Genomic DNA, 22,825 nt, shown 5'->3' on the forward strand with positions numbered 1-22,825 from the left:
TTTCAGTTTTTCTTCGGGAGGCCGAGGATTTCGCGAACGCCGTTCTTGGTGAAGGGCTGCGCCAGTTGTGCCAGGAAGCCTTGGGCGATCTGGCCTTTGATGCCGATGTTAGTGGAGGACGGACGGTCAGGGTTGTAGTACGTGCCGAACAAAAGGTCCCAGACCACGACGTTCTCGCCGTAGTTCATGTTGCCTTCGCGAAGGTCCTTCGAGTGATGCCAGCGGTGCAGCCGCGGCGTGCTGAAGAGATAGTCGAAGGGGCCGGTGCGCATGTCGACGTTGCAATGGGTAAGAATGCCCATGAAGGCCGTGACCGCGCCGAGCCACCAGAAAACGTGCAACGGAGCGCCCAGGCAATAGAGCGGGATCTGGCTCATGGCGATCTTGAACAGCGAATCGGCCACGTGGAAGCGGCCGGTATTGATGACCCAGAGCCGAACGACGCTGTGATGCAGCGCGTGAAACCGCCAGAAGAACAGCTTTTCGTGGGCGATCCGATGCGACCAATAGAGGCCGAATTCGGCAACGACCACGGCGATAGCCACCTGAAACACCATCGGCCAATCCGATGGCCAGAGACCAAACTTGAGCGCTGCGAGCGGCTGCAGGATGTTGGCGGCATACATGGGAAAGACGGCGGCGATCAGGCCAGCCGCCTGCAGCAGGCCCTTCGTCGCCAGCGTGTGGCCGATATCGTTCACCGTTTCGCCATCCGATTGCAGCCAGCCCCGCTCGTAGGGAATGTAGCGTTCGAGAAGAAACAAGATGAAGACGGCAGCCGCATAGACCGCCACGAATCCGACCATAGGCTCTGCGCTCGCGAACGCGTAGTAGGCGCCGAGCAGTCCACCGAAAAGCACCAGCGGCCAGGACAGATACCCAAGCACTAATCTGAAAACCTGTCCGAGCCTCGACACGGTGGCTCTGCGCTCTGCCTTCATCAACGATGCTCCATCCATTCAAGCAGTTCCCGGCATGTGCGCGGCCGACCGTCGCTGACGCGTCCGTTGCTGCATGCATCCAGGCGATGGTCCTGCTCGGACCAGCCGCCTCGTCCATGCCGGTACATGCGTCTGATCTCGGCGCAGGTTCGCGGCGTTCCATCACTTAGCCGACCATCACGACAGGGATCGTACAAAGGCTGCACGGTCCGATACGGATTGTCCGCAATCCACATTCCCTTTTCTTCGGCATGGCTCGGGCTCGCGCTGAAGAGGATCATCCACATCGGTAAAATGGCCAGGCGCATCGACAACGTCCTTTGTTGAAACGTTGCACGAGCTTTGCGGGGGGTGGGTTGCACCAGCATTGCAGGAGACGGGAAGATGCAATCAGTCGCTTGCGGATGCAACCGCTCATTGACGATGAAAAGAGAATCCAGCATTCTCTTTTCATCGTCAATGGAAGCTGGACAGATGCGCGCCCCCAATCCCGAATTTTCGCAACAGGAAACGGACGACTTTTCCGCGCTGGACGCAACGGAACAGGCGCGTCTCGTCTCGACGGGCCAAGCCTCGCCGCTCGAACTCGTCGATGCCGCCATCCGGCGCATCGAGCGGGTCGAGCCGCACGTCAACGCCCTTGCATCCGCGAATTTCGACCACGCGCGCAAGTGCGCCGGAGCTCTTCGGCCGCACGCGGACATGCCGTTCCCGGGCGTACCGACCCTGCTCAAGGATCTGCTTGCCTATCCCGGCCATCAGGCCGGCTTCGGCTCTCGCCTCTTCAAGGGACAGCCCGCCCCAGCCGGATCGGATTACACGGACGCGATCGACAAGGCCGGTCTGATCGTTCTTGGAAAGACGACCACATCGGAGTTCGGCCTGCTCGGCACCACCGAAACCCTCGCCCATGGCGCGACGCGCAACCCCTGGAATTTTGCCCTTTCGACCGGCGGCTCGTCCGGCGGCGCGGTGGCGGCCGTTGCCTCCAGCATGGTGCCGATCGCCCACGCGTCCGACGGCGGCGGCTCGATCCGTGGCCCCTCCTCGTTCTGCGGGCTATTCGGTTTCAAGCCGAGCCGGGACCGCACGGTGAATGCCGGCCTGCCGCCGGCGATGCCGACGGCGCGGCTGATCAGCGACCATTGCGTCAGCCGTTCCGTGCGCGACAGCGCCGCGTGGCTGGCGGCGACCGAGCGGCAGGACCTGGCGCGGCCAATGCCTGCGATCGACGATATGCGCCGCGGCCCGCAGAAGCGGCTGCGCATTGGCGTCTATCGCCATGATGTTTTCGGGCGCGGCGTGTCTGAAGCGGTCGAGGACGCGCTCAACGCGGCGATCACGTTGTGCACGGTTTTGGGGCACGAGGTCGTCGAATGCGCGGGGCCTGACGTCAACGCGCAGGAAACCAGCCGTGCCTTTTTCAATCTGACCGGGATCGTTCTGTCCGGCCTGTTCGACCAGGTCGCGGCCGCAATGGGCGGCGCCTTCGACGAGACCTTGTTCGAGCCCTACACGGTCGAGCTCGTCCGCCGCGCCAGGCGGCTGCCGGAGGCGGCAATCATGGAGGCGATCGGCGCGACGAAGAGGGCCGAGGCGAGCGCAAATCAGACGATCTCCGGCTATGACGTGCTGCTTTCGCCCACCGTCCCCTTCACGGCCTTTCCGCTGGGGACGCAAGGACCGACCGAGGATGCAGACCAACTCATCGCGTTTACGGAACGCCTCGCCGGCTTCACCAATGTGGCGTCCTTTGCCGGATGGCCCGCCATGTCGGTGCCGCTTTGCTGGTCGCGCGAGGGGCTGCCGGTCGGCTGCCATTTCGCTGCAGCAACGGGCGAGGACGCGCTGCTCTTCTCACTCGCCTTCCAGCTGGAAGAAGCTGCCCCCTGGCAACCAAGGCTCACCGAGCTTGCAGAAAGGCTCGCATGCCCCAGCGCCTGAAGCAGGAAGTGCGCGAGCGTCTGCTTGCGGCAGCGGCAGCGGTGTTTGCCGAGCAAGGGTTCGAAAAGGCCCGGCTGGCCGATGTGGCGGAACGGGCGGGTACGAGTTCGAGCAACATCTACAAGTACGTCGCCGACAAGGAAGCGCTGTTTTATGAGATCGTGACACCGGCGCTCGCCGGGCGATTGTTGCGCTTGCTGCGCGCCCGTGTACGAGAACTGCGATCGATCGGCGATTGGCTGCAGGCCGATGCTTCCGGATCCGAACGTGCCCGGGCGCTGCTGTCCTTCTGGATCGACCAGCGGCTCGTGGTGCTGATCCTGCTTCGCGGGGCCGATGGGACGCGCTACGCCCATGTCCGCAAGCTGATGATCCGGGAGATGGTGCGGCTGGCTTCCGGCTACCTGACCGACAAGGGCGGCGAGCAAGCCCTGACGCCTTTGATGGGTTTCATGCTCGAGCGAACCTTCACTCGAACGCTGGACACCATTGCCGATACGCTCAGCGAATACAGCGACGCCCCGTCTATCCAGTCGGCCATTTCCCTCTTCTGGCGCTACCAGCTTGCGGGGCTGCAATCGCTTCTGGACCCGGACGCGTTGGGCGGTGATCGTCAAGCCTTCACAGGCCCCGATCAGTCGTCCGAATAGCGCTCTTCGCGCCACGGGTCGCCGCGCATGTGGTAGCCGTTCCGCTCCCAGAAGCCGGGCATGTCGCCTTCGCGAAAATCGATACGCGTCAGCCACTTGGCACTCTTCCACAGATAAAGATGTGGAACGACGAGCCGCATCGGTCCGCCATGGGTGCGGCCGATCGGTTGGCCCTCCCAGTCGGTCGCAAGGATCGCGTCTTCGGAGGCGAAATCCGCAAGTGGCATGTTCGTGGTGTAGCCGTCATAACTCGTCAGCATGACATGGCTCGCCTCAGCCTTCGGCATCACCTGGTCGAGCAGATCACGTGTGGTCACGCCTTGCCAGCGGTTGTCGTAGCGCGACCACGTCGTCACGCAATGCATGTCGGAGAGACGGTCGCTCTGCGGCAAAGCCTTGAAGGCGGCCCAGTCGAGCGACAGGGGATGCTCGACGTGACCGGTGATATCGAGCCGCCAGCTTTCCGTCCGGATGATCGGCTGCTGGCCGAGGTCGAGCACCGGCCAGTCCTTGACCAGATGTTGCCCGGGCGGAAGGCGCTCGTCCTCGGGGCGCACGATCCGCCCCGTCAGGAACTTGCCATCGGCGGCCCAGCGCCGCTTCGTCGTCGTGAGCTTGGTTTCCGGCGGATGCGCGTCGTCGGTCATGATGCTCTCCTCCCCAACCCCGAATTCACTCGCCAAGCGAAAGTAAGAAGGGCGCGACGGCGGAAGGTCAAGCGCAGCTTCAAAAGTTGTTATCTCAGCACCAGCCGGAGCGCCGCTTGCGTTTCCTTGAGCAGCGGCAGGTAACGCTCGACCATCTCCGCTGCGGCCACGTGGGCTGCCGGCGCGCCGATGTTCAGCGCCGCAACGATCCGGCCGCGGTCGTTTTCGAGCGGCACTGCGATCGAACAGAGACCGAGTTCCAGTTCCTGATCAATCAGCGCATAGCCCTGGTCGCGCACACGGCGAAACTCGGCGATCAGGTCCTCCGGATCGGTCTTCGTATAGGGCGTGTTTGTCTTGAGGTTCGATCGGGAAAGGATCTCTCGTGCCTCATGCTCCGGCAGTGCCGCGAGCCATACCCGCCCCATGGAGGCGCAATAGGCCGGCAGGCGCGACCCCGTCGTCAGGTTGATCGACATCACCCGCTTTTGCGAGGCGCGGGCGATGTAGACGATCTCGGTTCCATCCAAGACCGAGGCCGAGGCGCTCTGCCCGGCGCGGTCGGACAATTGGTCGAGATAAGGTTGGATGATCGTCGGCAGCGGCGTTGCCGAGAGATAGGCATGGCCAACGCGCAGGATCTTCGGCGTCAGCGCGAAGAACTTGCCGTCATAGTCTGCATAGCCGAGCTCGGAGAGGGTCAGCAGCGACCGGCGCACCGTCGCCCGGTCAAGCCCGGTAATCTTTGACGCCTCGGCGATCGACAGTTTCGGCCGGGTTTCATCGAAGGCTTCGATCACTGCCAACCCGCGCGCAAAGCCGCTGACGAAGTCCGTTTCACGCATCCTTGCCTCCCAAATCATCGCCAACGATTTTGTGCGATATACGAACAAAAGTCAAATATCGCACAAAATATTTGACCGAGCGTTTCGATCGGCGCTTATTGGCATCCGGAAGAGGAAGGCGCCGGCTGCCCGTGGGGCGACGAAGGCCACGAACAGATCACTGAGACCAAGAGAGGAAACATGGCGAAGATCGTTTCGCTCGCCGAGGCTGTCGGCGACAATGTCAGGGATGGCGACACCGTCGCCATGGAAGGCTTCACCCATCTGATCCCCTATGCCGCGGGGCATGAGGTGATCCGCCAGGGTCGCAAGGACCTCTATCTGCTGCGCATGACGCCGGACATTCTCTATGACCAGCTGATCGGCGTGGGTGCGGCGCGTGGCATGAAGTTTTCCTGGGGCGGCAATCCCGGCGTCGGCTCGCTACATCGCTTCCGCGACGCCGTCGAAAACCAGTGGCCGCGGCCGCTCGAGATCGAAGAGCATTCCCACGCGGCGATGGCCAACGCCTATGAGGCGGGTGCCGCCAACCTGCCGTTTGCGACGCTGCGTGGTTACATCGGCGCCGACCTGCCGAAGGTAAACCCCAACATCAAGTCGGTCACCTGCCCGTTTACCGGCGAAGTGCTTGCGGCCGTACCGGCGATCCGCCCTGACGTCACGATCATCCACGCCCAGCGCGCCGACAGGAAGGGCAACGTGCTGATCGAAGGCATCGTCGGCGTGCAGAAGGAGGCGGTTCTTGCCGCCAAGCGCTCGATCGTCACGGTCGAGGAGATCGTCGACGAACTCGACCCTCCGTCGCCCAATTCCCTCGTACTGCCGAGCTGGGCCGTCACATCGGTTGCCCACGTTCCGGGTGGCGCCTTCCCGTCCTATGCGCACGGTTACTATCCGCGCTCCAACGCCTTCTACATCGGCTGGGACGAGATCGCCCGCGACCGCGATAGCTTCACCGCCTGGATCAAGGAAAACGTGCTCGACGCCAAGCCGGAAGATTTCGCCAAGCATGCCGGCAACAAACCGGCAAAAGCGGCCTGAGGGAGGATAGGATGAGCGATTTTACCCCCACCGAAATGATGACCATCGCCGCTTCCCGGGCGCTCTCCAACGACGACGTCTGCTTCGTTGGCATCGGCGCGCCCTCGGCCGCCTGCAACGTCGCGCGGCTGACGCATGCACCCGATATCACGCTGATCTACGAGAGCGGCACGGTCGGCACCAAGCCGGATGTGCTGCCGCTTTCGATCGGCGATGGCGAACTCTGCGACACGGCCCTTTTCACCGTGTCGGTGCCGGAGATGTTCCGCTACTGGCTGCAGGGCGGGCGTATCACGACAGGCTTCCTCGGTGGCGCCCAGATCGACAAGTTCGCGAACCTCAACACCACGGTCGTCGGCCCCTATGACCACCCGAAGGTGCGTCTGCCCGGTGGTGGCGGCGCTCCGGAGATTGCCTCCAATTGCGGCCGCATCTTCATCACCATGGCGCTCTCCAGGCGCGGCTTCGTCGAGAAGCTGCCCTTCATTACCTCCATGGGCCACGGCGACGGCGGCGACCACCGCGAACGGTTGGGCATGAAGACCAAGGGACCGACGCGCGTCATCACCGACCTCTGCATCCTGGAGCCGCATCCGCAAACCAAGGAACTGACCGTCGTTTCGATCCATCCCGGCGTCACGCGCGAGCAGATCGTCGAGAATTGCGGCTGGGCGATCAGGTTCGCCGAGGAAGTGATCGAGACGCCGGCCCCGTCCGAACTCGAACTCAAGACCCTTCGTGACATCAACGCTCGCACCAAGAAGGCGCATCAGGGCGACAAGGAGGCTGCGTGATGGCCGAGGCTTTCATCTGCGACTACATCCGCACCCCGATCGGCCGGTTCGGCGGCTCACTCTCATCGGTCAGGGCCGACGATCTCGGCGCGGTCCCACTTCGCGCCCTGATGGAGCGTAATGCCGATGTCGACTGGGACGCCGTCAACGACGTGATCTTCGGCTGTGCCAACCAGGCGGGCGAGGACAACCGCAACGTCGCCCGCATGTCACTGCTCCTGGCCGGCCTGCCGGTCGGCGTCACCGGCACGACGATCAACCGGCTTTGCGGCTCCGGCATGGATGCGGTCATCACGGCAGCCCGCGCCATCAAATCGGGCGAAGCCGAGCTGATGATCGCCGGTGGCGTCGAGAGCATGTCACGCGCGCCCTTCGTGATGCCGAAGGCCGATGCCGCCTTCTCCCGCAACGCCGAAATCTACGACACGACCATCGGCTGGCGCTTCATCAATCCCCTGATGAAGAAGCAATATGGCGTCGATTCGATGCCAGAGACGGGCGAGAACGTCGCGGCTGACTTTCACGTCAGCCGCGAAGACCAGGATGCGTTTGCTGTGCGCAGCCAGGCAAAGGCAGCGGCTGCGCAGGCCAATGGCCGGCTGGCGAAAGAGATCGTTTCGGTGACGATCCCGCAGCGCAAGGGCGAGCCCGTTATTGTCGATCGCGACGAGCACCCGCGCGCGACGACGATGGAGGTGCTTGCCAAGCTCGGCACGCCCTTCAGACAAGAAGGCGGCACGGTGACCGCCGGCAACGCCTCCGGCGTCAACGATGGCGCAACGGCCCTGATCATCGCCTCGGAAGCGGCAGCGAAGAAATACGGCCTCAGGCCGATCGCCCGCATCCTCGGTGGGGCTACCGCCGGCGTACCGCCGCGCATCATGGGCTTCGGCCCGGCTCCGGCATCGAAGAAGCTGATGGCCCGCCTCGGTCTCACGCAGGCGCAATTCGACGTGATCGAACTCAACGAGGCCTTCGCCTCGCAAGGGCTCGCCACGCTTCGCGACCTCGGCATTGCCGACGACGACCCGCGCGTTAACCGCAACGGCGGCGCGATCGCACTCGGCCACCCCCTCGGCATGTCTGGCGCCCGCGTCACCGGCACGGCGGCACTCGAACTGCACGAGACCGGTGGGCGCTATTCGCTGTCGACCATGTGCATCGGCGTCGGCCAGGGCATCGCCGTAGCGCTGGAACGGGTCTGACCACGGAAAAAGTACCGTATGAAACGCAAAGAGCCCGGCCTGTTTCCAAGGCCGGGCTCTTTGCTTTTGGGTGCTGCGTCGGTCGGCGGGCGATAATCTGCCTTCCGGTCACTCCGACCAGATCGCGACGTCGACCGGGCCGAGCTTGCGGCCACCGACATGGAAGGTTGCGCCCGCAGACGCCGGCACGTCCACGGCCGTCTTGCCGTAGTTGAAGGCGAAAGTGAGCTTGCCGCGGCGGGTGATGCGCAGATCGCCAAGATCGGCGAGCGCCTCGACCGAAGCCCAGCCGAGCGCATCGCCAATCACCTTGTCCAAGAGCTCGCCGCGTGCACCCGTTGCCATGTAGCGTGCCTTGTCGTTGCCGACGAGCGCCGGAGCGCCATTGCGATAGTCGCCCTCGAAGGTCGCAAGCACGGTTTCGTTGGTGCGAACCGTCTCGCGCCAGACGCCGGCCGGATAGGTCTCGTTGCCGTAAAGCACACTCTCGCCGTGGAATTCCGGCAGCGACTCGACACGCGCGACGCTGACGTCGATCAGCGCGGCGAGCGGACCCGGCGGCAGGCCCTCCGGAATATGCATGTCCTCGGTCTTGCTGCCACTGCGCGGTCCGAAAAGCACCTTGGCACCCGACGCCGCAAGCTTTTCGACAAAGGCCTGTTCGGGGATCACGAGGTCGGGTGCCAGCACCAGCTGGTAGCCTTCGAGGTCCGAGTGCTGGCCGATGATGTCGACATCGACGCCGAGGCGGGCGACGGTCGAATACCAGTCGAGCGCGATCTGCGAAGCCAGATAGGTGCGGCCCTGCGGCAGCGCCCGGGTCGCCCAGCGCGAATTGTAGTCGAGCAGGATCGCGACTTTCGCCTTCTCGCGGCGCTCACCCTTCGGCAGACGCTTCATTTCCTCGGCAACCTGCGCGACTTCGAGATAGCCCTGGTCAGCCTCGCTGTTCGGAAGCAGCAGACCCGCATGGAACTGTTCCTGCGCAAACGGCACCTGGCGCCAGCGGAAATAGGAGACCATGTCGACGCCGTGGGCATAGGCGAGCCAGGTCCAGAGCCGCACCATGCCGTCGGCCGGCGACTGATTGTGCGAGGCCCAGTTTACCGGGCCCGGCTGCTGCTCCATCACCCAGACGCGGCCGTTGCCGACGGCGCGGTAGAGATCGTGGTTGAAGGCCGGTTGGTCGGGATCGCCGACGCGCAGATACCGGCCCTTGTCTTCCGACGAGAGACGACCATTGAGCAGGCCACCCATCGGATAGACGTCCCACGACGCGATATCGATGTCCTCGCCGACCTTGTAATGGTCGAAGTCGGTGTTCTGCGACATGAAGTTGTGCGTCACCGGACGGCCCGGCGAGTGCTTGCGGATGATGTCGACCTGCGCCTTGTTGAAGCTCTTCACCTGGTCTGAGGAGAAGCGGATGTAGTCGACGATATGGGTCGGGCTCGGCTCTTCGACGAGGTTGTTCGGAAGCTCGACCTCGTCGAAGCTCAGATAGTTCATCGCCCAGAAGGCCGTACCCCAGGCGCGGTTCAGCTCGTCGACCGTGCCATAGCGGGCCTCAAGCCATTCGCGGAAGGCGCGCAGCGCCTCGTCGGAATAGCTGTAGATCGTGTCGTGGTCGCCGTACTCGTTATCGGTTTGCCAGGCATGGACGAAGGCGTTTTTGCCGTAGCGCTCGGCCATGGCTTCGGAAATCCGCGCCGCCTCGATGCGGTAGCGGCGGCTGGAGAAGCAGTAGTGACGGCGGGCGCCGAACTTGCGCACCACACCCTTGACGTCGACGGGCAGGATGTCCGGGTAGCGGTCGATCAGCCACTTCGGAGGTGCGGCGGTCGGTGTTCCCAGAATGACCTTAAGACCGGCCTTGCCGAGCACCTCGATCGCGTCGTCCAGCCACTCCCAGTGGAATTCGCCCGAGCGGGGCTCGATCTTCGCCCAGGCGAATTCGCCGATGCGCACCCAGGCAAGGCCGAGCTCGACCATGCGGCGGGCATCCTCTTCCCATTTTTCGCGCGGCCACTGCTCCGGATAGTAGCAGACGCCGAGTTCCAGCATGTCCGTCTGCTGTTCTTTGGCGTTGAAGCGGTTCGATCTCGTCAGGGGCATGTGCACGGGTTCCGGTCCTTCGTCATGTCTTACGGCCGGTTGGGTCCGACCTCGGGTTTTGTCTGTGCGCCCTCGAATATAAACGTTTATATTCAAGGGCATGAATGAGCGCCCTGAGCGGGCGTGAAATTCGTCAACGGTTCGGGTTCAAGCGGTCGTCGCAACGCTCGATCAGGTTCGGCATGAGCAGCGTCTGCAGCGCTTCCGGCGGCTCACCCTCCATGCGCCTGAGGATATAGGCGCCGAGCAGGCTGCTCGGCTCGCTGATCGGCAGGTAATAGGTGGTGATCGGCGGCGCGAAATACTGGCTGACGTTGAGATCGTCGGTGGCGTTGATCACCGCATCGCGGCCATGCACCAGCCCGCGCTCGTGGAAGCCCGAGAAGGCGCCGAGCGCGGAGGCTTCATTGGCGCAGATATAGGCGGTCGGCGGGTTGCCGAGCTCCGACATGGTCAGCACGTTCTCGCGGCCGAAAGCCGGCGTCAGACGGCCATGGGCGACGAGCGCCGGATCATAGGGAAGCCCCGCGACATCAAGCGCATGCCTGTAGGCTTCGTGCCGGGTGATGCCGTAGCTTAAGTCCGAGAGCGGGTTGAGCAGCGCGATGCGGCGATGACCGCGCTCGGTGAGCCGCGCCATCGACACCCGGATCATCTGCTCGTTGTCGGCATCGACATAGGCATGCGGCGCATTGTGAATGCTGGTGCCATAGGTGACGAAGGGGAAATCGGCCGCCTGCATCGTGCGGATGCGGGGATCGTCGGCGCGGGTGCCCGAGATGATGATGCCATCGGCCTTCTTCAGCGAAACGATCTGCTTGATGACCGCCTGGCTCTCCTCGAAATTGCGGACCGCATAGAGCGAGACGCGATAGGGACTGTCTTCCAGCGCCCAGGAAATGCCGCTCAGGAGCTGGGCGTATTCGACGCCTTCCCATTCGTTCTGCTTCGGACCCGGCGCGGTCATGATGGCTGCGACCTGATAGGTCTTGCCGGTGCGTAACTGCACGCCATGCATGTTCAGTTCGTAGCCGACGCGTTCCGCCGCTTCGATCACGATCGCGCGCGTCTCCGGACGAACCTGAGGCGAATGCTTCAGGGCCTTGGAAACGGTGGCGATGGAAAGCCCCGTCTCCTGCGCAATGGTCTTGATCGTCGGTCTCTGCATGGCGGTTCTGCTCGTCACGGGTTGTCAGCGCTGAGCGATGCTGCCAGCACAAGATAGACTGCGGATGTCCAGGCGAATGCGCGATCGCGAAGGCCCCTCCCCGAGCGCGCGTCGAAGTTTTCGGCCATACCGCTTTTGCTCGCAAGTGAACAGAACTTTTCCGCGACTTCGCGCGCGAGCTCAATCTTCCCTTGCCGGCGCAGTCCATCCCAGAGAAGCAGTGTGGTCGGCGCCCAAATCGGCCCGCGCCAGTAACCGTCGTCTTCGTAGAAGGAACTCTTCGGGCTTTCCGTCGCCGGGCCCCATTCGGTGATGAAGCCGCCAGCGACGAGCCGCGCGGCCAGCTTCTCGCGCATGTCGGGCGTCAGCCGCGAACCGAGCAGCAGCGGCATGAACTGGATGAGGTTTTCGCCCGGCAGTATCCGCTCCGGATCCGCAGCGAGCCGGGCGCCAAAGGTGTCGCCGGTCCAGAGGCGCTCGAACAGCAGCACCTGCAGGTCGTCTGCCTTCTGCCGCCACACCGCCCGGCGTTCTCGATCGTCTTCAAGAAGCTCGGCCAATGCCTCGCAGGCAAGGATCAGGAAAACCGGCAGATCCGGCGAGATCACCGGGCCGCCTTCGGCAAAGAAGGTGGCGTTGTCCCAGCCGCTGTCGTTGCCGTGGAAATAGGACGGCAGGCTCGTGGCATCTTTGCGTCCATGGGTCAGCCAGTAATCGACCTGTCGGCCGATGGCGTCGCGCAGGTAGGACTTGCGCTCCGCTGTCAGGAAGCCCGGATTGGCAGCTGCGATCAGCGACACCGCCCAACCGTGCACCGGCGGCTTGGTGAAGGCAAAGAGCACGTCGCGGTCGTTGATGTAATCCGGCAGCAGGCCGGAGGCGTCCTGGTGGTCGAAGATTGCTGCGAACTGATCGAAGGCGAGATCCTGATCGAAGGCCGCAACGCCCAGCGCCGAAAAGGCGTTGTCCCAGCTCCAGATGTTGATCATGTGGTTCTTGGACATGTAGATCGCCGGCCGCGTCAACGCGCCACCGGCCGGCACGCCGTTCGCCCAGAGCAGATAGCTTGCCAGCCGATGCGCCTCGCCCTGGCCGTCAACACCTCCGGGAACGCGCGCGTGCCACACAGAGAATTCTGCCTTCGCATCCGAAAGCGCCTCGGCGAACCGACCGGGCCGATCAGCCGGCGGCACGGTGCGGAAGAAGTCGACATTGCCCTCGAAGGCACCGGTCCCCGAAAAGGCGAAGGACACGTCTTCGGAATGATCGCGCTGCCAGGCGCCGGTGACCTTCAGGTCGCCGGTGATCGCCCGCGGGATGAACTTGACGTTTTCGACCGCAGCGACGAGGCAATCCTCTCCGTTCGGCGTGCGGTAGACATAATCGTAACGCGAGCCTTCGAGATGAAAGCGTACGCCGGCTTGTCTGCCGGATATGTGCAGCCGCTCCCCTTCGCCGATGACGAAGGTGACTTCGCCGTCACCGACGCGTGCGTCGAGTCGTTCGGGTGAAAGCACGAGCACCGGGGCCACGGCCCTGCCTTCCGCATCGAGAAATTCCACGCGGCAGAGGCGACCGAGCGATGGCCGCTCGTCGCCGCCTGCCACGTGGCGGAGATAAAGTGCCCGCTCGCCGTCGCGGCCCGGCACGCGCATCATCGAGAGCGTCAGGAACCGGCCCCTGCGGCTGAAGGGCACGGTATCGATGTCGAACAGCATGCCGTTATCCCTTCACCGACGAGCCGACTGCGCCATCCATGATGTAGCGCTGGGCGACGAAGAAGAGGGCGAGCGGCGGCAGGCAGAGGATGACCGTGATCGCGGCGATCGAGGTCACGTCCACCTCGTGCAGGCCCTTGAACATGGAGAGGCCGAGCGTGAGGGTGTATTTCGACTGGTCGTTGAGGAAGATCAACGGGCCGAGATAGTCGTTCCAGGCATTCATGAAGTGGAAGGTGCCGACCAGCACCAGGGCCGGCATCATCAGCGGCAGATGGATGCGCCAGTAGATGTCGAAAGCGTTGGCGCCATCCATGCGGGCCGCCTCGTCGATCTCCATGGGCACAGTCATGATGTACTGGCGCAAAAGGAAGACGAAGAAAGCATCGGCGAAATAGGCGGGCACGATCAAGGGCTTCAGCGTGTTGATCCAGCCGAGCAGGTTGAACTCCATGTAGAGCGGGATCATCTTCACGTCCCACGGGATCATCATGGTGGCGAGCAGCAGGATGAACAGCGGGTCGCGGCCGGGGAAGCGGAAGCGGGCAAAGCCATAGGCAACCAGCGACGACGAGATCAGCTGGCCGATCGTCGACAGCACCACGACGATCACCGAATTGGTGAGGTAGGTGCCGAAGGGCTGCTTGTTCCAGGCGGCGGCAAAGTTCTCCCAGTGCCATTCCGACGGCCAGAAGACTGGCGGGAACTGGTAGAGCTCGGCGGAGCTTTTGATCGCCGTCATGAAGGTCCAGTAGAACGGCGCGATGAACAGCGCCGAGAGCAGGATGAGCGCGGAATAGAGCAGCGTCTTACGCATTGTGCTCTCCATCGTTCTGGCGGACTTCGCCTTCGTAATAGACCCAGGCAGCCGACCAGCGCATGACGCCGAGGCTGAGCAGGAGCACGATGATGAACATCACCCAGGAGCCGGCGGCGGCATAGCCCATGTCGAAATACTTGAAGGCGTTGTCGTAGATGTACATGGCGAAGAAATAGGTGGAGCCGAGCGGTCCGCCCTTGGTCAGAAGCAGCGCGATCGTCAGCTGCTGGAAGGCCGAGATGATCGAGGTGATGAAGGTGAAGAGCAGCATCGGCCCGAGCATCGGCAGGGTGATGAAGACCATCTGCGCCCAGCCGGGAACGCCCGAAACGGTTGCGGCCTCGTAGAGCTCCTTCGGGATGGCTTTCAGGCCCGTCAAGAGGATCAGCATCGTGCCGCCGAGCCCCCAGAGGCTGGCGATGATGATGGCGACGATCGCCAGGTTCGGATCGCCGAGCCAGTTCGGCCCGTCGATGCCGACGAAGGAGAGCATGAAGTTCAAAAGCCCGTATTCCCGGCTGTAGATCCAGCTCCAGATCGTCACCAGCGCGACGCCGGAAATGACGCTCGGCAGGTAGAAGGCGGTGCGGAAGAAGCCGCTGGCGAAGGTAATGTTATGCAACATCAGCGCCAGCAGGAACGACATGACGATGTTGAACGGCACATAGATTGCCGCAAACTTGACGGTAATCCAGAGGCTTTCCCAGAACTGCGGATCCTCGAACAGCATGGAACGATAGTTTTCGAGCCCGACGAACGTGCGTTCACCGACGACGGGCCAGTCGTAGAAGCTCATTGTCAACGAGAAGACGAGCGGGCCAAGCGTGAAGAACAGAAACCCGAGGATCCACGGGGAAATGAACAGATAGGCCGCGATGTGGCGGGCGAAGGCCGAGCGCTTGCGCTTGGCCGCGGCCGGCACTGCGGCTGTTGCATAGGTCATGTCCATCTCCCCGGGCTCCCTTGTCTTACTTGATCAGCCGCTTCGAGCGGGCAACCGCCTCGTCGAGATGCTGCTTGGCATTGCCCTGGTCGATCATCGTCGCCTCGATGGCGCGAGCGAGATTGTCCTGGACCTTGCCCCAGTTGGCGTTCTTCAGGAACGCATGGGTTTCGGTGTTGGAGGTCGCGAGAATGTCGAAGAACGGCTTGTAGATCGGGTCCTTGGTCATGCCCTTTTCTTCCGCAACGCTGGTGCGCACCGGCAGGTCGTTGATGCGCATGGCAACCGCTTCCGGCGAGGAGAAGAACTTGACGAATTCCCAGGCGAGGTCCGGATGGGCCGCATCCTTGGCGATCGAGATCGCCGAAACGCCGAGCGCCGAGTGGGCGGTCTTGTCGCCGAACTTCGGCAGTGGTGCTACGCCATACTTGATGCCGGATGCATCGATGCCGGACTTCGACCACATGGCGCTCTGGAACATCGCGATCTTGCCGCCCTTGAACAGCGTGCTGCCCGACGTGTCGTCGCCGAGGTTCAGCGTGATCGCTTCCTGCTTCTTGGCCATGTCGCCGAACATGTCGAGGACTTGGGCGGCGGCGTCGCTGTTCATGTAGCCGTCGATCTTTTTGCCATCGTCGGAAATGTACTTGGTGCCGTTCGACCAGAGGAACTGCTCGAAATCATAAGGGTCGGGCTTGGCGTCGACGGCAAAGCCATAGACCTTGTTTGGCTCGTCGCGGAACTTGGCAGCCTTGGCGCGCAGGTCGTCCCAGGTCCAGCCGTCCTTCGGTTCCTCGACGCCGGCCCTGGCGAACATGTCCTTGTTGTAGAACACCACCTGGGTGGTGAAGCCCGACGGCATGCCGTAGGTCTTGCCCTCGACACGAACCGTGTTCATCAGGCCCTTCGGGAAATCGTCCGGCTTGATCTCGGCCGCATCCTTGGCGATCAGATCGTCGAGCGGCTTCAGCGACGTGTAGTATTGCGGGAAGTTCCACATATACATGACATCAGGCGGGTTGCCGGCACCGAAGGCGGCGATCAGCTTCTGATCGTAGCCATCGGCGTAGGGTTCGACCTGAACCTTCACGCCTGGATGCTTTTCCTCGAACTTCTTGGCGATTTCCTGCTGGATCGCCAGGCTTTCGTCCGTATCCCAGGTCGCAAAACGCAAGGTCTCTTCTGCGCGAGCCGTGGCGGTTCCGGCGATCGCCAGAACCATCAGCGAGCCGATGATCGACTTCCTGTTGAGCATGTTTCTCCTCCTCCTTCGGGTTACGCGACCCGCTTTGCCTTTTCCTGATTGATGAGCGCCTGCGTCTCGCCATCGAGACGTCGGGCAACCGCCTGGCCATCGCCGTCGAACAGATGGCAATGCTCGGCCGGCAGACGCAGATGCACGCGCTCGCGGGCGGAAACCGGATGCGTGCCGCGCACGACCGCGGTCATGTCGCCACCATTCTGAAGGCTGATATGGACGTGGCTTTCCGTGCCGAGCCGCTCGACGAGGCGCACGTCGCCGACGAGGTGACCCTCCTCGGCCGAAACCAGCTCGATCTTGTCCGGGCGAATGCCGAGCGTCACCGACTTGGGCTTGGCGACCGGTGCGGCCGAGAGCATTTCGAGCGTGAGCGGATGGGCGAGACCACCGCCGTTGAGCGTCACCGCCGTATCGACCTGCGACGTCACTTCGGTGGTCACGAAGTTCATGCGCGGCGAGCCGATGAAGCCGGCGACGAACAGGTTGGCCGGCTGATAGAAGAGTTCGAGCGGCGTACCGAACTGGCTGACCTTGCCCTTGTCGAGCACAACGACACGATCGGACAGCGTCATCGCTTCCACCTGGTCGTGGGTCACATAGATCATCGTCACGCCGAGACGTTCATGCAGCGCCGCAAGTTCGACGCGCATGGTGACGCGCAGGCCCGCGTCGAGGTTCGACAGCGGCTCGTCGAGCAGGAAGAGCTTTGGCTCACGCACGATCGCGCGGCCGATCGCCACCCGCTGGCGCTGGCCGCCGGAAAGCTGGCGCGGCTTGCGGGCCAGCAGTTCCTTGATGCGCAGGATGTCGGCAGCGCTCTCGACGCGGCGGTCGATCTCGTCGCGTTTCATGCCGTTCAGCGCCAGACCGAAGGACAGGTTCTTGCGCACGTTCATGTGCGGATAAAGCGCGTAGTTCTGGAAGACCATGGCGATGTCGCGCTTGGCCGAAGCGACGTCGGTGATATCGCGATCGCCGAGATGGATCGAGCCGCCGTCGAGATCCTCGAGGCCGGCGATCGAGCGCAGCAGCGTGCTCTTGCCGCAGCCGGACGGACCGAGGAAGCAGACGAACTCGCCGTCGGCGATATCGAGGTTGATACCCTTCAAGACTTCGAGCGAACCAAAGCCTTTGCGCAAATTGTCGATGCGGATCGCTGCCAACGGGCCCTCCCTGCCGGCGGAGCACTGCTGCGGCCAACGGCCGAGTTGCAGCACCAAGTTAAACGTTTATATGCACGATAAAAACGTTTAACTTTCTTGTAAAGCGGAAAATCGCATCGATCCGATTTTGCTGTTGAGAGCAGAGAGCAATGACAAAACGGCCGCCCGGAGGCGGCCGTTTTTGGTCTTTTGTCTCAGACGCTTAGACGCTGAAGCGTATCGTCCAGCGCATCGAGGAAGCGGTCGCAATCCTCGGCGCTGAAGGGCGCCGGCGGCTTCACCTTCAGCACATTGTGGTGCGGTCCCTCGCTGCTCAAGAGAATGCGGTGCTTGCGCTTCATCTCGGCAATGACGAAATCAAGCTCGCGCGCTGCCGGCTCCAGCGTCTCGCGGTCGCGCACCAGTTCGATGCCGTTGAAGAGGCCGTGGCCTCTGACATCACCGATGATCGCGTGTTTGCCGGCGAGCGTCCGCGCCCCGTCCATCAGCCTGTCACCGACGACGCGGCAATGGTTCATTAGCCGCTCGTCGCGGATGACATCGAGCACGGCAAGGCCGATCTCGGCCGAGACCGGATTGCCGCCGAAGGTGTTGAAATACTCCATGCCGTTGGCAAAGGAGGCCGCGATCGCTTCGGTCGTGACGACGGCCGCCATCGGGTGGCCGTTGCCTATCGGCTTGCCCATGGTGACGATGTCAGGCACGACGCCCTGGAGTTCATGCGCCCACATGTGGCTGCCCACGCGGCCGAAGCCCACCTGTACCTCGTCGGCGAGGCAGAGGCCGCCGGCGGCGCGCACATGCGCATAGGCTTCGCGCAGATACCTTTCCGGAAGCGACAATTGCCCACCGGTCCCAAGAATGCCTTCGCTGAAGAAAAGCGCCGGGCGGCGACCATCGGCAGCAAGAACCGCAACCTGGCTGCGCACATCCTCGGCATATTTCCGGCCCGCATCCGCGTCACCATAGCGATAGCGCCCGCGATAGAGGTCCGGCATCTCGGCGACCCTCACATGCAACGCCTGCCCCTCCCCGCCCTTGCCGGCGAACTTGTAGGGGCTGACGTCGATCAGGCTCGACAGGTGGCCGTGATAGGCGTGGTCGACGGTGATGATGTCGCGATTGCCGGTATAGGCACGCGCCAGCCGGATCGCGAGGTCGTTCGCCTCGCTGCCGGAATTGACGAAGAAGCAGACGTTGAGCGGATCCGGAAACTGCGCGGCGAGCCTGCGGGAATATTCGACCAGCGAATCGTGCAGGTAGCGCGAATTGGTGTTCAGCCGCTGCATCTGCGCCTGTGCGGCCTTGACGACGCGCGGGTGGCAATGGCCGACGTGGCAGACATTGTTGACCATGTCGAGCCAGCGCGTGCCGTCCTCGTCGATCAGATGCGCGCCCTCGCCACCGACGATCTTCAAGGGTGTCGCGCTATAGGCGATGCTCAGCGACCGACCAATGCGACGATGGCGTTCACGCACAAGAAAGGCCTTGTCGCGCGGGACGATCACAGAGACCGGCACCGAAAGGCCAAGCACGACGCTCGGGTCCGGGCTCACTTCGCGCCAGACCTGCCATTGATCGCGCACGCCGACGCCATGCATCTGTCCGGCGAGACCGAGATGATCGGTGACGATCTGGAAATGCAGATGCGGCGCCCAGTTGCCGTTTTCGTCAGCGGAACCGAAGGCGGCAAAAACCTCGCCCTTGGCGATCGCCTGCCCCTTGGCGAGCTTGGCAACGCTGTTGCGCGAAAGATGACCGTAGAGCGTCCAGAAGCGCAGACCGCCTTCGACCTCGTGCTCGAGAAGTACGGTCGGACCGAAACCAAAGGCAACCGCGTCGTCGTGTATATAGGCGACCTTGCCGGCGAAGGGTGCCGAGACCGGCTCGCCCGCCGGCGCGAAGATGTCGACGCCGAGATGCACCGAGCGCCGCGCGCCTTCGATCGCTGTCTCATAGGCGTCGCCCTGGTAGATCCCGCGATCCTCGCCGTAGAGGCCGATGCCGAAGGCGGCGCCTTCGCTGCCGATCTGGGCCATGATGCGGGCTTCAGCTTCCGCCGCATCGAGGCTTGACCATCGCGCGGCCTCCGGGCCGGCGGCGGAGAAATCGAACACCGTCACCTTCGGCTTTTTGACCGAGGGCCGAACGATCGGCGCGAAGTCATGCGCGTTCTTTTCGAGCCAGCGAACCACGGCAGCGGCATGCGGGATCGGCGCAAAGCCGCAGGCATCGCGGATGCGCGCGATGGCGATTGCGCGGTTTTCGCCCTGCAGGCGATTGAGCTCGCGCCAGACATCCTCCTGGCTGACGAGCAGATAGGTATTCTCAGGATTGTCCCGGATCTGCTTTGCCGCCATGCACATGCTGACGGCATAGCGGGTCTTGACCAGATCGAAGACCAGGTCGACTTCCGCCTCGCTTAACGGATTGACCTGATGGTAGGCGCCGGCAAGGGCTGCAACCATGCCGACCGGATCGGGAGACCCGATCAGCGCATAGGCAGAGGCGACGGCGATCTCGATCACGCGCCAGGTCTCGACCATATCACCGAAGTCGAGCAAGCCGCTGACAACGCCATCCTTGTCGAGCAGCACGTTGTAGTCGTTGGCGTCGTTGTGAATGACCTGCTTCGGGCAGGAGGCAAGACGCGGAAGGACCGTCGAAGAAAAGTGCTCGAGGATCGCCTGAACCGCTTCCCGCTTGTCGGCGCCGTCGATCAGTTCAACATGGCAAGCGTGCATGTCGGCGCGGCCGATGTCCCAGGCATAGAGCCGCTGGGCGCCCGCATGGGAGAAATCTTCGAGGCCGCGGTCAAGACCGGCGAGCAGGCGCCCGAGGCTTTCGGCGCTCGCCATGTCGCGAAGCGGCGCCTTCGCCCAGATATCGCCGGGCAGCCAGGCGAGCAGCCGTGCGGTGCGCGGGCCTCGAAGTTCGATCTTGCTGGTGACGCCACCCGAGCGATCGCGAAACGTCCGTGAGATCGGCAGCCCCGAATCCTTGGCGGCGATGTGTTCGAGCACCGCAATCTGCATCTCGAGTTCGTCCGCATCGCCGGCAGCGTGCAGCTTCAACAGATACTCCTGGCCATCGGCAGCCGAGACACGATAGTTGAGATCGTGCTCGCCCTGCAGCGGCGAGAGGCTTGCCTCGATGCCGTAGGTCTCAATGAGCCAGATCCGGATCGTTGCCAATTCCTGCTCGGTTCTCAAATCTCTGTCTGCCATTTCACTGTCCTGTCACCACGAAACCCGGCGCCCGTCATAGGCGCGGAAACTGCCGCTATCGGCCAAACCTGTGCCGTCGATGATCGCCTTCAGCCCGGCAGCACTTGTCGCCACCGAAACGACGGCTTCGCTGCCGCCCATATCCGTCTGCACCCAACCAGGATGCAGCGAGACGACGGAAATCCCGTCGCCCTTCAGATCCTGCGCCAGCTTGACCGTCGCCATGTTCAGGGCCGCCTTGGAGCAGCGATAGGCATAGTCGCCGTCATCATCGTCGAGCGTGCCTTCGGCAAGGGAGCCGGCGCGGCTGCTGATATTGGCGACGACGCGATGTTCGCCGGCGCGCAGGTTCGCAAGGAGCGCCCGCGTCACCAGCAGCGGCGCCAGCGCATTGACGCGCATAACATCGAGAAACTCGCCCGGTTCAAGCGTCGCGAGGCCGCCGGTATCGCCGCGCACGGCCGCATTGTTGATCAGCAGATCGATCGCGACGCCTTGCAGCGACTGACCGAGAGCCTCGATCGATGCGGGATCGGCAACGTCCAGCACCAACCGATCCGCCGAACCTTCGCTCGCGACCGGTCCCCGCTGGCAGGCGATCACCCGCCAGCCGTCTTCGGCGTAAAGCCGCGCGAGTTCTGCGCCGAGCCCGCGGGAGGCGCCCGTGATCAGAACCGTGCGGGGCCTAGCGGTGCTTGATGTCATATTTCCGCTCGATCATGTTGACGAGGCTGGCCGCCGCCAACGTCAGGAAGATGTAGAAGATCGCCGCCGAGTTATAGGGCGCGAACGGCAGGAAGCTTGCCGACTGGAACTCCCGCATGCGCTGGGTGATGTCGCGGATCGACAGGATCGAAAGCAGCGACGTGTCCTTGAGGATCGCGATCAGTTCGTTGCCAAGCGGCGGGATGATGATGCGGAAAGCCTGCGGCAGCACGACGAGACGCGCCGTCTGCCAACGGTTGAGGCCGATGCTGCGCGCCGCTTCGACCTGGCCGACCGGGATCGCATTGATGCCCGAGCGGAAGATTTCGGCGAGATAGGCCGAATAGGCGAGTGCCATCGCGACGATGCCGCGCATCAGGTTTGGCGGGTCGAGCACCCCTTGCGTCGCGTCCTTCAGCGCCCCGCTCAAGGGCAGGCCGACATAAAGCACGATCACCAGCATCGGAATGCCGCGGATCGTATCGACGATGAACTCCGAGCCGATCGCCAGAGGATGGCGCTGGTGCAGATAGCCGCCGAAAGTGAGAAGGCCAAGGATGATCGCAAGCACGGCGACGGTGACACCGGCGGCACGGTCGCGGTCGTTGAGCGCCTCGGTCTTCCACAGGACCGGCATGTCTGCCGGAGCGGAGGCAGCCGGCAGCAAGGCCCCGGAAACGCCCTCGCCCTTGGCGATCGACGCCAGCGCCTCGGTCGGGCCGACGAAGGTGCGGACCGGCGTTTCCGTCTGCGGCGCGCCGTCATACTGACCGAAACGCACGGCGCTGATGAGCCCCGCCGGCGTATTGGTGATGATGCCGACCTTGCCGTCCAGCGTGCCGGCGAGCAGGTAGGTGTCGCGCGGCTGCATGAGGAACCAGCCGGCCGCAACCGCCAGCACCAGGGTGGCGATCGCAAAATAGAGGCTGGTCCTCACCGTCGAGTGCAGTTGCAACAGCCCAACCCAGACAAGGCCCATGAGCGCCGCCAGGATATAAGCTGCGATCGCCGCGCGGATGGTGGTCGCCACACCGGCCGCAAAGGCGATATGGGCGAAGAAGAAGATGAAGACGAGACCCGCACCGTTGACGAGGCCGATGATCCAGCGCGCGATGCGGCGCGACCTTCCGTCAGGAGGAGCATCGGGACGTCTGCTCCAGAAATGAAGACCAAGACCAATCAGCGTGACCCCCAGATAGGCGGGAAACAGCCAGGCCTCGACGCCCTGCACCATGAGATCCGCAGCCTCGGTCAATTGCCGCGGCGTCACGCCCTTTGCGATCAATGTCGACTTGAACGGATCGACGCCATTGGCGACGACGGACGCGATGAAGGGATGGATACTGTGGCCGATAACGAGAACGGCGGCGGCAGCGAGATTGAGCAGCGCCGCCACATTGGCGAGGCGCGGACGCGGCGCCTTGGCGCGCGAGAATACGAGCACCGCGATGCCCGAAGTAAATGCGATCGCCAGCGCCAGAAAGCCAGGCACGAAGGCCGACGAACCGTTTTCGACACCGAGGATCGCCCGCAGCGAGCGCTGATAGTCGCCGGAGGAAATAAACAGATAGATGATGAAGGGCAGCGCGGTCAGGATGATCAGATTGCTCGGACGCACGCTTCTCAGGAACGACATTC

General features: G+C 63.3%; 19 protein-coding genes. 5 read left to right on the forward strand and 14 right to left on the reverse strand.

Annotated features, from left to right (window positions below):
• Positions 1-2: 2 nt before the first annotated feature.
• Entirely contained in the window at positions 3-941 is a 939-nt protein-coding gene (locus tag IB277_RS24480; protein WP_060530468.1) for a sterol desaturase family protein, read from the reverse strand.
• Complete coding sequence (locus IB277_RS24485; RefSeq protein WP_060530467.1) at positions 941-1,384, reverse strand: hypothetical protein; 444 nt, start codon at positions 1,382-1,384, stop codon at positions 941-943. Before IB277_RS24485 ends, IB277_RS24480 begins: the two co-directional genes overlap by 1 nt.
• A 31-nt stretch (positions 1,385-1,415) precedes the next feature.
• Between IB277_RS24485 and IB277_RS24490 the strand changes: the two genes are divergently transcribed.
• Together IB277_RS24490 and IB277_RS24495 are read left to right on the forward strand one after the other, a co-directional pair.
• Entirely contained in the window at positions 1,416-2,885 is a 1,470-nt protein-coding gene (locus IB277_RS24490) for an amidase (RefSeq protein ID WP_113079295.1), read from the forward strand.
• Positions 2,870-3,535 carry a TetR/AcrR family transcriptional regulator gene (locus IB277_RS24495; protein WP_060530466.1) on the forward strand — a complete coding sequence of 222 codons (666 nt, stop codon included), beginning with the start codon at positions 2,870-2,872 and terminating at the stop codon, positions 3,533-3,535. Before IB277_RS24490 ends, IB277_RS24495 begins: the two co-directional genes overlap by 16 nt.
• Here IB277_RS24495 and IB277_RS24500 read toward each other — a convergent pair.
• Both IB277_RS24500 and IB277_RS24505 read right to left on the reverse strand, forming a co-directional pair.
• Positions 3,520-4,182, reverse strand: coding sequence for a sulfite oxidase-like oxidoreductase (locus tag IB277_RS24500; protein WP_113079287.1), 663 nt, complete (start codon positions 4,180-4,182; stop codon positions 3,520-3,522). The genes IB277_RS24495 and IB277_RS24500 overlap by 16 nt on opposite strands.
• A gap of 89 nt (positions 4,183-4,271) precedes the next feature.
• Complete coding sequence (locus IB277_RS24505; RefSeq protein WP_060530464.1) at positions 4,272-5,027, reverse strand: IclR family transcriptional regulator; 756 nt, start codon at positions 5,025-5,027, stop codon at positions 4,272-4,274.
• A 180-nt stretch (positions 5,028-5,207) separates the two neighbouring features.
• Here IB277_RS24505 and IB277_RS24510 point away from each other — a divergent pair, with 180 nt between their 5' ends.
• Genes IB277_RS24510 through pcaF form a run of 3 tightly spaced genes read left to right on the forward strand, consistent with a single transcriptional unit; the run spans position 5,208 to position 8,067 of the window.
• Positions 5,208-6,068, forward strand: coding sequence for a CoA transferase subunit A (locus IB277_RS24510; protein WP_192371985.1), 861 nt, complete (start codon positions 5,208-5,210; stop codon positions 6,066-6,068).
• Positions 6,069-6,079: 11 nt separating this feature from the next.
• Positions 6,080-6,862, forward strand: coding sequence for a CoA-transferase subunit beta (locus tag IB277_RS24515; RefSeq protein WP_060522042.1), 783 nt, complete (start codon positions 6,080-6,082; stop codon positions 6,860-6,862).
• Positions 6,862-8,067: a 3-oxoadipyl-CoA thiolase gene (gene pcaF / locus IB277_RS24520; RefSeq protein WP_113079285.1), complete on the forward strand. Its 1,206-nt coding sequence runs from the start codon at positions 6,862-6,864 to the stop codon at positions 8,065-8,067. The genes IB277_RS24515 and pcaF overlap by 1 nt, the downstream gene beginning before the upstream one ends.
• Before the next feature lie 108 nt (positions 8,068-8,175).
• Here the strand turns inward: pcaF and IB277_RS24525 are convergent, their stop codons facing one another.
• The 10 genes from IB277_RS24525 to IB277_RS24570 form a co-directional block, all read right to left on the reverse strand.
• The gene (locus tag IB277_RS24525) at positions 8,176-10,188 is read right to left on the reverse strand and encodes a beta-galactosidase (RefSeq protein ID WP_034805840.1); all 2,013 of its coding nucleotides are present in this window, start codon (positions 10,186-10,188) and stop codon (positions 8,176-8,178) included.
• Positions 10,189-10,315: 127 nt separating this feature from the next.
• Positions 10,316-11,350, reverse strand: a complete 1,035-nt coding sequence (locus IB277_RS24530; RefSeq protein WP_034805837.1) for a LacI family DNA-binding transcriptional regulator — start codon at positions 11,348-11,350, stop codon at positions 10,316-10,318.
• 14 nt (positions 11,351-11,364) lie between these two features.
• Positions 11,365-13,068 carry an amylo-alpha-1,6-glucosidase gene (locus tag IB277_RS24535; protein WP_113079284.1) on the reverse strand — a complete coding sequence of 568 codons (1,704 nt, stop codon included), beginning with the start codon at positions 13,066-13,068 and terminating at the stop codon, positions 11,365-11,367.
• A 4-nt stretch (positions 13,069-13,072) separates the two neighbouring features.
• Positions 13,073-13,885, reverse strand: coding sequence for a carbohydrate ABC transporter permease (locus IB277_RS24540; protein ID WP_034805833.1), 813 nt, complete (start codon positions 13,883-13,885; stop codon positions 13,073-13,075).
• The gene (locus IB277_RS24545; RefSeq protein WP_234798784.1) at positions 13,878-14,831 is read right to left on the reverse strand and encodes a carbohydrate ABC transporter permease; all 954 of its coding nucleotides are present in this window, start codon (positions 14,829-14,831) and stop codon (positions 13,878-13,880) included. Before IB277_RS24545 ends, IB277_RS24540 begins: the two co-directional genes overlap by 8 nt.
• Before the next feature lie 25 nt (positions 14,832-14,856).
• Positions 14,857-16,086 (reverse strand): sugar ABC transporter substrate-binding protein, encoded by a 1,230-nt coding sequence (locus tag IB277_RS24550; protein WP_060581002.1) that lies wholly within the window; start codon positions 16,084-16,086, stop codon positions 14,857-14,859.
• A 20-nt stretch (positions 16,087-16,106) separates the two neighbouring features.
• Positions 16,107-17,255, reverse strand: coding sequence for an ABC transporter ATP-binding protein (locus tag IB277_RS24555; protein ID WP_060522036.1), 1,149 nt, complete (start codon positions 17,253-17,255; stop codon positions 16,107-16,109).
• A gap of 194 nt (positions 17,256-17,449) precedes the next feature.
• Positions 17,450-20,482, reverse strand: coding sequence for an aminotransferase class III-fold pyridoxal phosphate-dependent enzyme (locus IB277_RS24560; protein WP_192371986.1), 3,033 nt, complete (start codon positions 20,480-20,482; stop codon positions 17,450-17,452).
• A gap of 12 nt (positions 20,483-20,494) precedes the next feature.
• On the reverse strand, positions 20,495-21,187 hold the full coding sequence (locus tag IB277_RS24565) for an SDR family oxidoreductase (protein WP_112985489.1): 693 nt from the start codon (positions 21,185-21,187) through the stop codon (positions 20,495-20,497).
• Complete coding sequence (locus IB277_RS24570; protein WP_192371987.1) at positions 21,168-22,823, reverse strand: amino acid ABC transporter permease; 1,656 nt, start codon at positions 22,821-22,823, stop codon at positions 21,168-21,170. The genes IB277_RS24565 and IB277_RS24570 overlap by 20 nt, the downstream gene beginning before the upstream one ends.
• Positions 22,824-22,825 lie beyond the last annotated feature (2 nt).

It is taken from the genome of Ensifer sp. ENS07 (genome assembly GCF_014852185.1).
GTDB classification, from domain to species: domain Bacteria; phylum Pseudomonadota; class Alphaproteobacteria; order Rhizobiales; family Rhizobiaceae; genus Ensifer; species Ensifer adhaerens.